We start from the raw sequence: 14483 nt of genomic DNA on the forward strand, positions 1-14483 counted from the left end.
CAACTAGTGGGTGATGGGCGGACCAATAGTTTTCACCCCGTGGGCCAGCGATAGTTGCTGTTCCTCAGCAAAGGTGGGTGGCCGTTTGAAGGTATTCATATTCTTGAAGAAATCCTCTAGCTGCCCGGCCGGTTGTAACAGATAAATCAATTTTCCTTTTTCCGAAAGTTGCAGCCAGGTATGGGCGATATTTCGGGGCAAAAAGATGGTATCTCCCGCTTCAAGGGTCTGTCGTTGATCACCTATTTGAAACAGATATTCACCCTCGATCACGTAAAAGATTTCGTCTTGATGTAAGTGCATGTGTACGGGCGGACCAATTTTAGCCAACCCTTCGTATTCAAAAACGGCCAATTGCCCATCGGTATCTTTGGCCGAAATTTTAACCAGGTTCGGATTGACACCTTGGTAGAGGATTGGCTCATTAAAGCGATCTTTTCCGGCTTTGACCGTAAAGGGTTTCCCCAGAGCTGTTGGCGGAGATGGTTTGGTGGGCAGGCCCAGGGTGGGAGTGGCCAGAGTGGCTACTAAAAATTTTCTACGTTGCATAGCTTAGTTTCATCAAAGTGTTATGCAAACATGGATTGATTCCCAGCCTGATTGGTGGTAAAAAATGGCAATTTTTTTCAACGTCACCTTTGTCTCAGGTAGGGGGATTTAGTATGAACAGGAACTCTGACCTTTAAGGCGTTTCCGTAAGTAAATGAACGTACGTATTGTACTGCCTCTACTAGGCTTAGGTACTACTCTCCTTTAGCATAGCAGGGCTACTTTGCTTGCAACGACCAAAGAGGATAAATCGCTCTTTTAAGTGCATACATCTACTTTACCAAAAATATTAATTATTTTACAATCAGCCTACTATCGTTCTTCAAAACATTGAAAACGCCATTTATTGACATCGTAGCTGCCAGTTTAGCACTGGCAATAACCCTGCCCGGCTACCAAGAAGGGGAACAGGGGAGGGGACCAATCCCAAATGAATCAGCTTCCAGGCAGGTATCAACCGATGTCGGCTTCAGCAAAATTGGCAGATTCGATCCCTTGATGCTCAAAACGGAAATCGATAAATTCCTCAGCAACCACAACCTGGCGGGGTACGCTTACGCTATTTTCGTGGATGGCCAGTGGGTGGAAGCCGCTGGCGGGCAGGGTGGCCACATCCGCAAGGGCATCGACGCGCCTGCGGCCCCGCATTCGCCCCTGGCCCGCCAGGAAATAGCCAGTTGTTCCAAATACATCACCACGCTGGCCATGGTCCGGATGCTGGACCGGGCCGGACTACCTCTTGATACAACAATTGGGGCCTACCTGCCCGCTTATATGAACGCCATTGCTTCCGTTCGGGCCATTACATTCCGCCAATTGCTGGCTCACCACAGCGGTTTGGTGGGCGGCATGAACGACATCAATATCACCCTGGCCAAGATGCAACAGTGTGTGCAGACGAGCAACTCCGCCCAGTTCAACACCTATCAATACAACAACATGAATTTGGCCTTATGCCGGTTGCTGTTACCTTATGTGTATTGGAAGGAGGTCATGAAATTGACTCCACAGACCCTAGCTGAGTCGGAAATCAACCCGTCTTTATTGGACAACCAACTGGCCACTCTCTTTCTCTCATTTGTGCGTACCGATGTATTCAAGGCTGCCGGGCTGTCAACCTGGGAGGAATTGGGCGCTACCGACCCAGGTACTACCCGGCCGACCCTGTATTATGATACCAATCTGGAGGGAGCGGCCGGGGTAACCGTCCCTCCGTTGTCAACCATCCTAAATTTAGGCCAGGGCGGCTTCGACTTGAATGCCGTTGAGCTGGCTCAGATTGCCTCAGCCGCAAACGACAATAAAATTGTGTCGAAATCACTGATGAAAGCCATCCGAACGGGCTATAAAAACCGGCCGCTGGGCTTCAATGATTTCAGAAGTGGTGCTTATGGAAGGTACTACTTTAAATATGGCAACATCAACTGGAACGTCAACGGGCGACGGGGTGGGGTGGCTACCCTGTTAGTGGATTTCGACTGCTCCCAAGCCCATGTGCAGGTGGCTATTTTGAGTAACGACGACGAGCCAGACATAACGAACATTAACTGGCTACAGGAGGCTTTCGACAAATCCTGGTGAACACCCTCTGATCCTGAAACCAGTAGCGATACGATTCTCAGCGGGGAACCAGTTGCCTGAGGCTGGCCATCAGCTTTACCTATAAGGGTTATTAATACCAGAACTACTAAAACTGTCGATTTTGGCCAATTGAGGTGCTTTTGACTACGTCCAGCATACCGATGAATAATCCTTCGTTTCAAAAAGGATCTGATTCATGACGTCCTTCTATCTCAAGGAAGAGGCATCCGTTTATTACCCTAGTCGTTAATTAGTTGTACTAATGCTTTTGCCGATTCAGTGGTAACAGCGCCAGGATAGTTAACCAAAAATGAGCCGGTGAGAAGCCGAACGAGCTGACGTCGCAGATCGGTAAACTAACTAAAAATGACAGGAAGCCTATTTTAAGGCTGTTAGAAAAGGCCGAAACGACGCTGGATCAGCCAACAGTGGATGTTCGCGGTAGGTTGCTGCATTCGCTCTTTGGCTGAATAGGGTAATTTTTAGTATATTCATACCAGAACGGAAGGAGTCGGTAACATCCGTAGTTGAGACAGGAACTTTACATGAAGACCCATTTCTTCGTTTTCCTCCTTTTAGTCCTGCTGGTTTTCCGAAGCGGGGCACAAACGGGAGTTAATACGGTCAAACCCCTGCCACCTGAAGGGACGAATCTCCAGCAAGGCTGGCGGTTCCACTCCGGTGATGATCCTAAATGGGCTAACGCTGACTTCCCCGATCAGAGCTGGTCCATCATTCAGCTGACCCGCGATATCAACGATCCTTCCCCCCTGAATGCCGCCAGTATTGGTTGGCTGCGATTGCGATTTTCGACCGATAGTACCTGGCTGCGAGAACCCTTGGCGCTGGTCGTTCAGCAAGTGGGGGCCTCCGAAATGTATTTGAACGGCCAGCTCCTGCACCGGTGGGGCGTGGTGAGTGCTGATCCTCAGAAAGTGATCGCGTTTGACCCCTTGTGGAAACCCATACCCTTCCCGCTCCGGCAAACCGGCGAGCAGGTACTGGCCGTCCGGTTTGCCCGTCAGCCCGGTATTCACTATACAACCGTGTTTGAAAATCAGAATCCCCCCTTCTGGATTCAGCTAAAAAAGCAGCAGGCCGCCGACGCTTTTTATCAGCAGTGGCTGGTCGTTACCGAACGCCTTCATGTGTTTCTAATCAGTGCGTGTGGTATACTGGCCATCCTTCACCTGGCTTTTTATCGATTCGATCCCCGCCGAAAAGCCAACTTTTACTTCGGTATATGGGCCGTTCTGCTACTGTTGGGAAACGTTTTGCAAAGACATATGCAGGTTGCCAGCCACGAGCTAACCGAAAAATTCTATGTAGCTAATCTGTCGTTTGGCCTTTACCAGATCGCTACCCTATTGCTGTTGTCGGCGCTTTACCAATTGCTGGAACAACGCAAAGACAAATGGTATTGGGCGCTGGTCGCCTGGAGCCTTGCCGGGCTGTTGCTCAATGCCGGTATTTACGGATGGGGCTGGAAAGTCGGCGGAGTTTTGTGTGGGATCGCCTGTCAGCTAAATATGGCCCGAATTGCCTGGCTGGCGATTCGTCGACAGAAAGAGGGGGCCTGGATTATTGGCCTGGGTGCAATCAGTTACTTTCTCTTTTTTTTAGCCTTTTTTTTGCCCGGAATGTGGAGCGCCGACCTGTTAAATGTGACCATTGCCAACCGCCGGAACATTCTTTATATCTTCTCCTTGCTGAGTATACCGGTGGCCACCTCTATTTACCTGGGGCTTGATTTTGCCTTGCTCAGTCGCGCCCTTGAACAGCAGTTAGTCGAAGTCAAAGCGCTTTCCAACCAAGCCCTGATTCAGGAAAAACAGACCCTAGCCTTACAAGAGCTGGATACGCTCAAATCGCGCTTTTTCGCCAACCTCTCTCACGAATTCCGCACCCCGCTCTCGATCATCAAAGGGTCGGTGGAAAAGCTGCACCAGCAGGATGATCCGGTTTCCAGACGGCAATCCGACTACCAGCTCATCAATCGAAATGCGGGTCGGCTGTTGCAACTGATCAATCAACTGCTGGACCTCTCGCGCCTGGAAGCCGGTAAGCTGGAACTGCATCCCAAGCCCGGTGAGCTGACTCACTTTCTTCAACTAATGGCCAGTTCGTTTGCTTCGCTGTTCGAAAGCAAGGGCATCACCTACCACTACACCGTTTCGCTGCAACCCGTTTGGGTGCTGATGGACAGTGATAAACTGGAGCAAATTATTTCGAATCTCCTCACCAACGCTAGTAAATTTACGCCTACCAAGGGTCAGGTGCGGTTTTCGGCCTCGGTTGAACCAGGGCAAACCGGTACTTGCGAGCTACAACTCATCGTTCAGGACACGGGCATTGGAATCGGAGAACACCAACTTCCCCGCATCTTCGATCGCTTTTACCAGGTCGATGATTCGGCCACCCGCTCGTTTGAAGGCACGGGCATTGGGTTAGCGCTGGTGACCGAATTGGTTGATTTACACGGTGGACAAATAAACGTAGAAAGCACACTAGGCAGCGGTACAATTTTCCGGCTAAGCATATCTTTCGAAACTGTACCCGTGGTTGAACAGTCCGGGCAGGAAAGCCCCGGGCAGGAAAGCCTTGCATCGCCCCCCCTTTTATCAGAGCCTGCCGTAGTGCCTGCGTCTACGATGAACGAACCTGCTCAAACCGGCAAACGTTCGAGTCAGTTAGGGCAGCTGTTAATCGTGGAAGACCATAGAGACCTGAGACAGTTTTTGGTTGATCAATTGTCGAAAACGTATGGGGTATCGGCAGTAGAAAATGGTCTGGACGGCTACCAAACTGCCCTAAAAACGATCCCTGATCTGATTATTTCGGATGTGATGATGCCCGGCCTGGATGGGATGGCGCTCTGTGAACGACTCAAAACCGACGAGCGAACCAGTCATATTCCCATTATTCTATTGACAGCAAGAGCCGACCCTGACAGCAAAATCAAGGGCCTCGAAACGGGAGCCGATGACTATTTGTACAAGCCCTTTGGTCTGGATGAGTTACTGGTCCGGGTCCGCAACCTGCTGGACAGCCGGAAAAAGCTCCGGGAGCGGTTCAGTCGGCAGATCACGCTGCAACCCACCGAACTGGTCGTCACCTCGCTCGATGAACAGTTCCTTCAGAAAGCCCTCGCGGTCACCGAAGCCAACCTCGCTAATGTGGCCTTCGATGTAGAGAGTTTCAGCCGGGAAATGGGATTGAGCCGAACCCAACTGCACCGTAAACTGACCGCTTTAACCGAGCAGTCGCCCAACGAATTCATCCGCTCAATTCGCTTGCAACGAGCGGCCAGTCTGCTAAAGCAACAGCTGGGAAACGTAGCCGACGTGGCTTATCAGGTGGGTTTCAGCAGTCCAAACTATTTTACCAAGTGCTTCCGGGATGTATACGGCCAAACCCCGACCGAATATGCCAGCGGGGGTGTTGCCTCCGGCAAAAAACAGTAATCTATACGGTTTCATGCCATTCACTCAGCCCGGTCCAATTTTGGTCCTTGCCTAGTATAGCAAAATCAGCTCATTTTTCTACAAAATTGGTGCATGGCTCTCCTAAAGTACGTTTTGGCAAAATACTGCTAACTCACCTCAGACCTGTTAGCGTACGTTTGGGGTAGTCAAACGTCAAATCAAATGAAATCTCTGGCAACCCTGGCAGCCTTCGCGCTGCTAACTGTGCCCACGCTGGGGCAAACCCTGCCCGACCCCCACACGCCCCCCTCGGGCAAGTATAACACCACCAACTACCCCGACGACCGCAAGGCCATTAAAGCCATGCGCCTGCTTGACGGCCTGGGCAAGCACTGCCCCGACGACTATGTAACGGTGAATCCGGATGGGAAAATCGACTACGGCTTCGAGGAGTGGAAACAGGGGTTCGTCAACGCCGGAGCCTCATTTAAGTCGGTAACACCCGTGCCAGGTATGGAAATTCTGCGCATCTACGAGGGCAAAACGGCGATATTAAACGATCTGCTCAATGTGGTTTTAGACACACCCAAAGGCGATGTGAAGATTCGGGTGCAACGGGTGGAGGTGTTTGTGAAGCAGCACAGTGGCTGGTGTTTCGTGGCCGGGCAGGGAACCCGCATCCTGTTCAAAGAAGAGTTGGGAGCCTTGCAGACTCCAAGCCCAAAAAAGTAAACCCGATGTCCATACATCCCCCCCAAATCAATGGGAACTAAACTGAGGTTTGTGGTATCCTATTATCGTTCAATACGACACGGTGACACTTTTTACTATAAGGGCGAATGACTTTACGGTAAACAGTCCGGCCAAGGACATTGTAAACCTAGTCCGTGCAAAGAGGCCGGACAGACAGTCATTGCCTTATACCCATATATAGATGAAAAGAAAGGCAAAATGAACGCTCATTGCCCGGCATGCCAACCGTATGAGGCCGTCACGACTAACCTGGTGAGTAGACTACTTGACCAGTCTATACGAATAAAAACCCGCTATCATGACAAAACGTTTTGATGCCTGCTTCCTGATTTGGTTTGTGTTAGCTCTTTTCTACCAGGTAGCTATACAGGCGCAGGTACCAGTAGCCCCTAATGGAAGATTCGCTACAGTAAAGGGTCTAAAGCTTTATTATGAAGAAACCGGAAACGGAATGCCGCTTTTACTGATGAGTGGATTCGGAAGAACCGCTTCTGATTGGCAACCCTTTACGCCCCAACTTTCTAAATACTTTCGCGTAATTGCCCTTGATATACCCGGCCACGGCAGGTCGGATTATATGGACACCACAGACGTGTATTTACACAAAAAAGCAGCCGAGTATATCCTTGGACTTTTAGATTTGTTACATATCGATTCGGTTCATGTATTGGGAGCTAGTTCGGGCGGTTTTATCACCCTATACATAGCAACCCTACGCCCGCAATTAGCTAAAAAGATCGTCGTTGTAGGCGGGCAGGTTTACTATTCCACTACCACACGAAAGGTTATAACAGGATTAGGTGGACCGGAAAAAAATCCAATCCTGCCATTGGAAGCGCTGCTAAACACACACGGAAACCAAAAAGGGACATTGCTTGCCCGACAATTCTGGAATTTCAGAAACGTCTATGGCGATCCTTCTTTTACGGCGGATATATTATCAACCATAAAGGCGAAGGCGTTGATTATTCACGGCGATAATGATCCTATTGCGCCCGTGTCAAATGCGTGGGACATGTACCAAAACATTCCAAAAGCTCATTTATGGGTTGTTCCCAACGGTGGTCATGTGCCGTTTGCTGTACCAGGTAATCAAGATGAGTTTGTCCGAAGGGTTGTAGAGTTCCTCCAAGGTGACTGGGACAGGAAGTAGTATTTTTAGAGAAGAATACGTACAACTAGGCTATCACGACAAGTGTGAAGCGTATGCGTTAAGGACCGAAGGCTACTTGATGACAGGTTACTCGCATCGAAGGCAAGTCGGTTAGTGATACGACTTCATTTGAGGCTTTTTCGACTAGATTCGTGCTGGTTTATAGGCTTTTTTAACGCCCGAATTATTGATACCACCTCGTCTCAGTTGGGAGCCTTTTGTGAGAATGAACACGCTTTACTGCTCAATTCACCTCAGCCTTGCAGTTTGTATTTGTCTACAATGGCCTGCCGTTGATCATGATACCAGGTTACCCCAAATTTTTTATCCAGGGCGGCTACCCGGCTGGCAATCTCCGGGCTGCTCGGAGTCAGCTTTCGGCGGATCATATCCGGGACGATTTGATGAATGAGCTCCTCCAAATAATCCTCAAAGTTTTGATGAAAGAAATTGTCAATAAAGCGTAACGGTTTATCCGAGGCATTCCAAATCGCATGTATGATACCATGTGGGCGAAAGTTCCAGCCACCGGCTTGTACTTCATAGATTTCCTTGCCAATCAGGACCGTCGCTGTGCCCTCTAACACATACATCAGTTCGTCTAATTCTTTATGTACATGAGGGGATGGGCCCATTTGGTTGGGGGCCATGGCTACTTCCACATTGGAAAATTGATTGCCCGTCTGTTTGGCATGAATAATTGTGCGGATGTCTGAATTTCCAGGACCAGGCGTCAAAGCCGGTTTGGGCGGAATATAAAAAGGCATGGCAGGGTCTGCATACGTAGACCCAAAGGCAGGCATGTGTAGGAGCGAAAAGCCGCCAATCACTCCGGTTAGAAACTCGGTACGTTTCATAGAATCGTGTTTATTTGATAAACAATGGACAGTTGAGATACCCTGGTAGGTAGCTAGCTGGAATTGGGCTGTAGGGACTTTTATAGATAGCCCCGGTCGACGGTCACAAACATAGTCACCCGGCGTGTGTTGAATCAGCAGTTTCGCGTCAGCCTTTACACCAGGCGTATCATGCACCAATTTTGTAGAAAAATGAACGGATTTTGCTATTAACCGGGTAAGAAACCGCAGGCCGACCGGGTTGGGCAAAGAGCACTGAGGGATTACGGTTCTTTGGTGGAAACAGCACGTCGCTGGGCGTATTCGGTCGGTGTTTGCCCATAGGCATTTCGGAAGCACTTGGTAAAATAGTTTGGACTGCTGAACCCCACCTGATAGGCCACTTCGGCCACGTTCCCCTGTTGTTGGCCGAGCAGGGCAGCGGCCCGTTGCAGACGGATGGCACGGATGAATTCATTGGGTGACTGATCGGTTAGAGCCGTCAGTTTGCGGTGCAGTTGGGGTCGACTCAACCCCAATTCCCGGCTGAACAGGGCGACATCAAAGCTGGCATTAGCCAGATTGGCTTCGGTGACCGCGAGGGCTTTGCGCAGAAACTGCTCATCGAGTGAGGTGATTACAAGCTCAATGGGTTGTAAGATGAGTTGCCGACTAAACCGCTCCCGGAGCTTTTTTCGACTTTCCAGCAGGCTGCGGACCCGGACCAGTAACTCATCCAGACCAAAGGGCTTGTACAAATAGTCATCAGCTCCCGTTTCGAGGCCCTTGATTTTGCTGTCAGGGTCGGCTCTTGCTGTCAATAGAATAATGGGAATATGACTGGTTCGCTCATCGGTTTTCAGTCGCTCACAGAGATGTATACCATCCAGGCCGGGCATCATTATATCCGAGATGATCAGATCGGGGCTCGTTTTTAGCGCGGTTTGGTAGCCAGCCAGACCGTTTTCTTCCGCTGACACAACATAGGTTTTCGACAATTGATCAACCAAGAACAGTCTCAGGTCTCTATGGTCTTCCACGATCAATAGATGCCCTGAATGGCTCGACCGCTTATGGGTTTGAAGGGTTTCCGCCATGGTGTTCACAGACATAACCTCAGGCACTGAAAAGGGGCGCGCAGATCCATTAGTTTCCTGAGTAGAAACGGATCCCGTCGGAACGATTTCCAAGGGAAGCTGTAGGTGGAACCTCGTGCCGCTGCCTAACGTACTGTCTACCCGAATTTGCCCACCGTGTAGTTCAACGAGTTCAGCCACCAGCGCTAGCCCAATGCCCGTGCCTTCGTAGGATCGAGTGGCCGAGTCATCGATCTGGTAAAAGCGATCGAAGATGTGGGAAAGGTGGTCCTCGGCAATACCAATGCCCGTGTCCTCAACGATGAGTTGTAGCTCGCAAGTACCGGTTTGCAAGGGTTCAACCGAGGCTGAAAACCGCACCTGACCGCTATCCGGGGTAAATTTATTGGCGTTGACCAGGAGGTTGGAAATCATCTGCTCCAGTTTGTCGCTGTCCATTAGTACCCAAACGGGTTGCAGCGAAACGGTGTAGTGGTAGGTGATGCGCTTACTTTCGAACAGAGCCGTAAACGATGCGGCTAGTTGCTGGAGAAACCCCGTTAGCTCGCCGGGCTGCGGATGCAATTCCAGCTTACCGGCTTCCAGGCGCGAAAGATCCAACAGTTGATTGATCAGGTGTAGCAGCCGCCCGGCGCTACGGTCGATGAGCTGGTAATCGGATCGGCGTTTGCTCTCCTGCTCATCCTGTTGTTGCAGCTTTTCGATCGATCCTTTGATGATCGAGAGTGGCGTGCGGAATTCATGAGAGAGGTTGGCAAAGAAGCGTGATTTAAGGGTATCCATCTCCTGCAACGCCTGGGTTTGCCTTTCCTGAATCAACGTTTGCCGGGTGAGCGCGTTGACTTCGGTCAACTGTTGCTCAAGAGCTCGACTCAGCAAGGCAAAATCAAGCCCCAGGTAAATGGAGGTGCCCACCGGAATACTCAGCATGGCCAGACTAAAGAAGACTCTCCGGCGGGTTTCAAGGGCGAGATTAAACAAGTCGTCACTCCATACACCGGGCCATAGAAAGGCCGTAAAGAATATTACGTAACCGATCACGCCCACCCCAATGATCCAGGCTCCTTTTTTCTGTCGACGAATGGCCAGCCAGGTAATTCGGATAATAGTCAGCTGGCATAGGGTAAAAGGCAAGACCCCACCCACTAGCCAGCCCCATCCATAGAACCCGGCGCTAAGCCCTAGCCCAACGAGTTCCCAGATGACCAATCCCCAAAAAAGCTTGTCTTTGCGTTGGTCCAGCAAGTGGTAAAGTGCCAGCAGCATCAATAGGCTACCGATCTGACCGAGGCTAAACGACAGATTGGCCACATAGAATTTGTCGGCTACCCACGGGGTAGCCACCTGTAGGTTTCGCTGCAACACATTGGCTGGTATTAACAGAATGGCCCACAGGCCGAAGTAGAGGTTGGCCTTTTGGCTGGGATCGAATCGGTAAAAGGCTAGGTGAAGGATGGCCAACATGCAACACACACCGATCATGAACACATGAAAGCGTTCCACAAAGACCAGGTACTGCTGATAAAAAGCGTCGGCGGATGCCTGCGTTTTGACCTGAATCCAGAAGGCTGTATTCTGATTTTCAAACAGGGTCGTATAGTGAATGCCGGGCTGGAAGGCCAAGCGGATGGCCAGTACCTGTTCATCGGTTTTACGGAGGGGTAAGGGGATGGGTTTCCAAAGAGGATCAAACGCGATCACCTTTTTTGGATCAGCGCTCACTGCTCCCCATTGGTGCAAGAGTTGACCATTGAGATAGATTTCGGAGGCCCCGGATTGCTGAATGAGCAGGGCCAAGGGTTCCCGCAGCCAGGTACTATCCGTCGAAAATCGCAGTCGTAACCAGCCTATACTGGCGGTATTCAGGGAGGAAGGGTCGTTGATGTCGCGGGTTAGTTCGATGATTGGCCAGCTCTGATCGGAGAAGTCGGGCTTAGCCCACTGGGCATTGTCACCGGCCTGAAACCGCCAGCCTTTCTGGAGAGTAAGTCCTTCGGGTGGTAAGACTCTAACGATATCGGCTTGGTTTTGCGCCCAACTTTGGGTAATCAGCAGGCCTAGAAGGAGCAAAACGAAGCCATTAGTTTTCATGTAACGATCCTGCCAAGACTACATTTGTTACCAAAGCCTCCTGTTTTAGGATCAAGATACTAAACTTTTACGCCCTGGCAAAGAAGTCCAACTGTTCAGGACTTATCATTCCAACAAATGAAAAAGGGCAAAAGCAAGTTTACTAATTTCGGCCATCTCACCAAACGCCCCATTTAAGGAACACTCATTCTTAAACGGCTAGATTGCATATAGTGAGATGGGCAGATTAATTCCAGTAAAGCTTCACACCTATCGTAGCTACATGCAATCCTAAAATTGATACTAAGCCAGTTGCAGGTTTTTTCGAGTGTTCATAACACTGGCATTTTTCAAATGGCTATTTTCTGGCACCTTCAATTTATAGGGCCGGTTAAATGCTTCTTGGGAAACACTAAAGTAGCCAGAAAGTGTCCTGATGATCTCTTTAGACAATCCTTTCTTATAATGCAGAATATCCGAAACCAGACTTTTACTGACGCCCAAGATCTGGGTCAAATCTTTGGCTTTAAGCGACTTCTCGCTCATCAGGGCTGTGAGTAATTCAATGGGGTCTACATCCTGGAAGGAATTATGTTCGGCATCCCACTTTTCAATCAGGTAAGTGAGCAACTCAATTTCATCTTGCGTATTTTCTCCTTGATCGTCTCCAGTTACTAGTGTCTCTAAAGCAGTACAGTAGTCACTGTATTGTTTCTCAGATTTGATTACTTTATATCTAAGTGCTTCCATCTTAGTAGTGATTTACGGTATATTGTTCGTTGTGCTTACAAAGCTTATCATACTGGGCATGGGTTCCTATCCAGCAAACAAAGAGATGAACCTGGTTCTTGCCAAAGGCATATTTGCAGATCATCCTATAGTTATTACCACCAATATCAAATACGACCCGGTTGGTGCCATTGCCCAGCAAATCGGCGGCCCCAAATGTCTCTTTAATCGATTCCGGTGTCTGCCAATTGGCAAACTTGACTACGGTGAGCCAAACCTTAAACGAACTTTTACTGCGCGCATTCTTCTCGGCGTAAGCCTCAATCGTCTCCTTTCTGATCAGATGAACTTTCATAAGCTACTGTAAAGATACGAAAAAAGTTCACATTTTGTGAACTTTCAAGATGCATTCATAAGAAGCTGTCTCAAGTAGGAGCGTTTATATAATACAGTGATTTTTTAATATCTGTCTTACACAAACGATCATGCATCGCTGACCTTGACTTAGGCTAAACCCGCAAATCGGGCTTGCAGGAATGATTTATGGCGCTCCAGAAAGGCCTTCAGCGATTCGGGTTGGATGCCGTAACCGGAAGCCTGCTGGGGGTCAATTTTATAGCCTTCTACGTTCTGCCAGATATAGGGCTCGATTCCCCAGTTAAACAAACCGCTTGAAATCGCTTCCTCCTCGGTGAGACTGGTAGCTTCAAAACGTTTGCCGGTAACGGCCGAAAGCGCTTCAGCCACCTCGGCCATCGTGAGTTTATCCCCCACCAGCGACAGTTCTTTCTGGTTGAATTTCTCCGGCTGGGTAAAGGCTTCAGCGGCAAAGCGGCCAATATCCTCCCCCGTTAACCAATCGACTTTGGTGTCCGGGGCGATGGGCGTGTTCAGCTTGCCTTGGGCCATCATAGGGAACATGACGGCATCCCGGGGGGGGAGCAGATTCTCCATTAAATACGGAGGCTTCAGGATGGTCCAGTAGGGGAAGCCCGCGGCTTTCACGGCCTCGATAGCTGCGGCTTTCTCCTGCCAATACAACGGTTCCCAGCGGCCTTTGTCCCAGTCGACAAAGTGTTCTTGCTCCCCGGCCCGCGCCACCGAGGTATGCACGAACTGCTGCACGCCAGCCGCCTTGGCAGCCGAAACTAAATTGATAGCATGCCGGGTTTCCTGCCCCTTATTGCCGGGGTGGCTACCCATTTGTACGGAGAAGACCCCGGTCGCCCCTTGTGCCGCCTTGGTCAACCCTGCCAAGTCGTCGAACGTGGTTTCGACCAGCTTGATATTTTTGGCCGTTAAGGCTTGGGAGGCTTCGCTGTTCTTATCGCGCACAATGGCGCGTATGGCGACATCACCTTTCGCCAATAAGGCCTTAATGACGGCCCCACCCTGGAGGCCGGCGGCACCCGCGACCAGGATGACTGGTTTCTGAATCGGATTCATGTTCGTCGGTTAATTTTCTGTAAATTTACGCCGAGCTGGTTTACAAAAGATGCCAGTTACCTAAAGGATGCCAGATATACAACCGGACAAAGCCGCCGTTGCCCAGCAAATACGCCATCTTCAGGATACCCTCTACGTAGTCAACGGAAAGTGGAAGCTCCCCATCCTGGTCGCTGTTCACCAAGGCAACAGCCGCTTCCGCGACATCCAGCGGAGCGTGCAGGGTATCACCACCAAAGTCTTATCGATGGAACTCAAGGCCCTGGAACAGAACAAGCTGGTGGTGCGGAAGGTGTATGATACCTCGCCCCCCACCGTAGAGTACACGACTTCTTCGTATTGCGATACCTTGCAGACCATGATTCTGGAAATGATTGCCTGGGGTAAAAACCACCATGACCGGATTCGGGAAGAGTAAGGGGTTGGCATCACTGCCACCAGCACGGCGAATTTGACTTCTCTTCGAGGTGATTAATGGCAAATGCCCATAATTATATTGGTATCCACCGGCAATAATCGGTTCATTGATATTCAGTACAGTATTCCTAGCATTACGAGGTACTGGCGAAGAAACTTAAAGAGTTGGAAGCGCATAAGCTCGTTAAGCGAGCCATCGTAGGAGATTACCCCGAGAAGGTAGTGTATACGCCGACACGTTAACGCCCTTGATCTATGCCATGAAGGATTGGTGGTTTAACCACCAGAACAAAATTTTCTCCGACGAGTAAGGGTATATTATCCATCTCTTGAAACGCCCTATTTATTGATACGTAAACTCCTACTGGTCTCATGTTGGAGGGTTTGTTGAGAATAATTCAACAACGGTTTCCGGGCGGTGCGGCCT

Annotated in this window: 12 protein-coding genes; 6 read left to right on the forward strand and 6 right to left on the reverse strand. The window is 49.9% G+C overall.

Going from position 1 to position 14483, the window contains the following annotated elements; all coding sequences use genetic code 11:
* Positions 1-3: 3 nt before the first annotated feature.
* Positions 4-549 carry a cupin domain-containing protein gene (locus IC230_RS20395; protein ID WP_191040904.1) on the reverse strand — a complete coding sequence of 182 codons (546 nt, stop codon included), beginning with the start codon at positions 547-549 and terminating at the stop codon, positions 4-6.
* Between the two features lie 330 nt (positions 550-879).
* On the opposite strand from IC230_RS20395, the gene IC230_RS20400 reads away from it, so the two are divergent.
* The 4 genes from IC230_RS20400 (at position 880) to IC230_RS20415 (ending at position 7461) form a co-directional block, all read left to right on the forward strand.
* A complete protein-coding gene (locus IC230_RS20400; protein WP_191040905.1) occupies positions 880-2130 on the forward strand; it encodes a serine hydrolase domain-containing protein in 1251 nt (416 codons plus the stop codon).
* Between the two features lie 545 nt (positions 2131-2675).
* Positions 2676-5594: an ATP-binding protein gene (locus tag IC230_RS20405; RefSeq protein ID WP_191040906.1), complete on the forward strand. Its 2919-nt coding sequence runs from the start codon at positions 2676-2678 to the stop codon at positions 5592-5594.
* Between the two features lie 183 nt (positions 5595-5777).
* Positions 5778-6287 carry a hypothetical protein gene (locus tag IC230_RS20410; protein ID WP_191040907.1) on the forward strand — a complete coding sequence of 170 codons (510 nt, stop codon included), beginning with the start codon at positions 5778-5780 and terminating at the stop codon, positions 6285-6287.
* 319 nt (positions 6288-6606) lie between these two features.
* Complete coding sequence (locus tag IC230_RS20415) at positions 6607-7461, forward strand: alpha/beta fold hydrolase (protein ID WP_191040908.1); 855 nt, start codon at positions 6607-6609, stop codon at positions 7459-7461.
* Between the two features lie 254 nt (positions 7462-7715).
* On the opposite strand, the gene IC230_RS20420 is transcribed toward IC230_RS20415, so the two are convergent.
* The 5 genes from IC230_RS20420 to IC230_RS20440 form a co-directional block, all read right to left on the reverse strand.
* Positions 7716-8318: a cupin domain-containing protein gene (locus IC230_RS20420; RefSeq protein WP_191040909.1), complete on the reverse strand. Its 603-nt coding sequence runs from the start codon at positions 8316-8318 to the stop codon at positions 7716-7718.
* 263 nt (positions 8319-8581) lie between these two features.
* Positions 8582-11485 (reverse strand): hybrid sensor histidine kinase/response regulator transcription factor, encoded by a 2904-nt coding sequence (locus IC230_RS20425; RefSeq protein ID WP_191040910.1) that lies wholly within the window; start codon positions 11483-11485, stop codon positions 8582-8584.
* A 282-nt stretch (positions 11486-11767) separates the two neighbouring features.
* Complete coding sequence (locus IC230_RS20430) at positions 11768-12214, reverse strand: helix-turn-helix domain-containing protein (RefSeq protein WP_191040911.1); 447 nt, start codon at positions 12212-12214, stop codon at positions 11768-11770.
* 1 nt (position 12215) lies between these two features.
* Positions 12216-12548: a type II toxin-antitoxin system HigB family toxin gene (locus IC230_RS20435; protein WP_191040912.1), complete on the reverse strand. Its 333-nt coding sequence runs from the start codon at positions 12546-12548 to the stop codon at positions 12216-12218.
* A gap of 149 nt (positions 12549-12697) precedes the next feature.
* The gene (locus tag IC230_RS20440) at positions 12698-13639 is read right to left on the reverse strand and encodes an NmrA/HSCARG family protein (protein WP_191040913.1); all 942 of its coding nucleotides are present in this window, start codon (positions 13637-13639) and stop codon (positions 12698-12700) included.
* A gap of 67 nt (positions 13640-13706) precedes the next feature.
* Between IC230_RS20440 and IC230_RS20445 the strand changes: the two genes are divergently transcribed.
* Complete coding sequence (locus IC230_RS20445; protein ID WP_191040914.1) at positions 13707-14057, forward strand: winged helix-turn-helix transcriptional regulator; 351 nt, start codon at positions 13707-13709, stop codon at positions 14055-14057.
* A gap of 164 nt (positions 14058-14221) precedes the next feature.
* Positions 14222-14299 carry a hypothetical protein gene (locus IC230_RS34065; protein ID WP_262893176.1) on the forward strand — a complete coding sequence of 26 codons (78 nt, stop codon included), beginning with the start codon at positions 14222-14224 and terminating at the stop codon, positions 14297-14299.
* The last annotated feature ends 184 nt before the right edge of the window (positions 14300-14483 follow it).

The sequence above is a fragment of the Spirosoma validum genome (assembly GCF_014699035.1).
GTDB classification, from domain to species: Bacteria; Bacteroidota; Bacteroidia; order Cytophagales; family Spirosomataceae; genus Spirosoma; species Spirosoma validum.

Coding starts and splice junctions, on each gene's coding strand:
- IC230_RS20395 (WP_191040904.1), bottom strand. CDS start 549: ATGCAACGTAGAAAATTTTTAGTAGCCACTCTGGCCACTCCCACCCTG.
- IC230_RS20405 (WP_191040906.1), top strand. CDS start 2,676: ATGAAGACCCATTTCTTCGTTTTCCTCCTTTTAGTCCTGCTGGTTTTC.
- IC230_RS20410 (WP_191040907.1), top strand. CDS start 5,778: ATGAAATCTCTGGCAACCCTGGCAGCCTTCGCGCTGCTAACTGTGCCC.
- IC230_RS20415 (WP_191040908.1), top strand. CDS start 6,607: ATGACAAAACGTTTTGATGCCTGCTTCCTGATTTGGTTTGTGTTAGCT.
- IC230_RS20420 (WP_191040909.1), bottom strand. CDS start 8,318: ATGAAACGTACCGAGTTTCTAACCGGAGTGATTGGCGGCTTTTCGCTC.
- IC230_RS20425 (WP_191040910.1), bottom strand. CDS start 11,485: ATGAAAACTAATGGCTTCGTTTTGCTCCTTCTAGGCCTGCTGATTACC.
- IC230_RS20430 (WP_191040911.1), bottom strand. CDS start 12,214: ATGGAAGCACTTAGATATAAAGTAATCAAATCTGAGAAACAATACAGT.
- IC230_RS20435 (WP_191040912.1), bottom strand. CDS start 12,548: ATGAAAGTTCATCTGATCAGAAAGGAGACGATTGAGGCTTACGCCGAG.
- IC230_RS20440 (WP_191040913.1), bottom strand. CDS start 13,639: ATGAATCCGATTCAGAAACCAGTCATCCTGGTCGCGGGTGCCGCCGGC.
- IC230_RS20445 (WP_191040914.1), top strand. CDS start 13,707: ATGCCAGATATACAACCGGACAAAGCCGCCGTTGCCCAGCAAATACGC.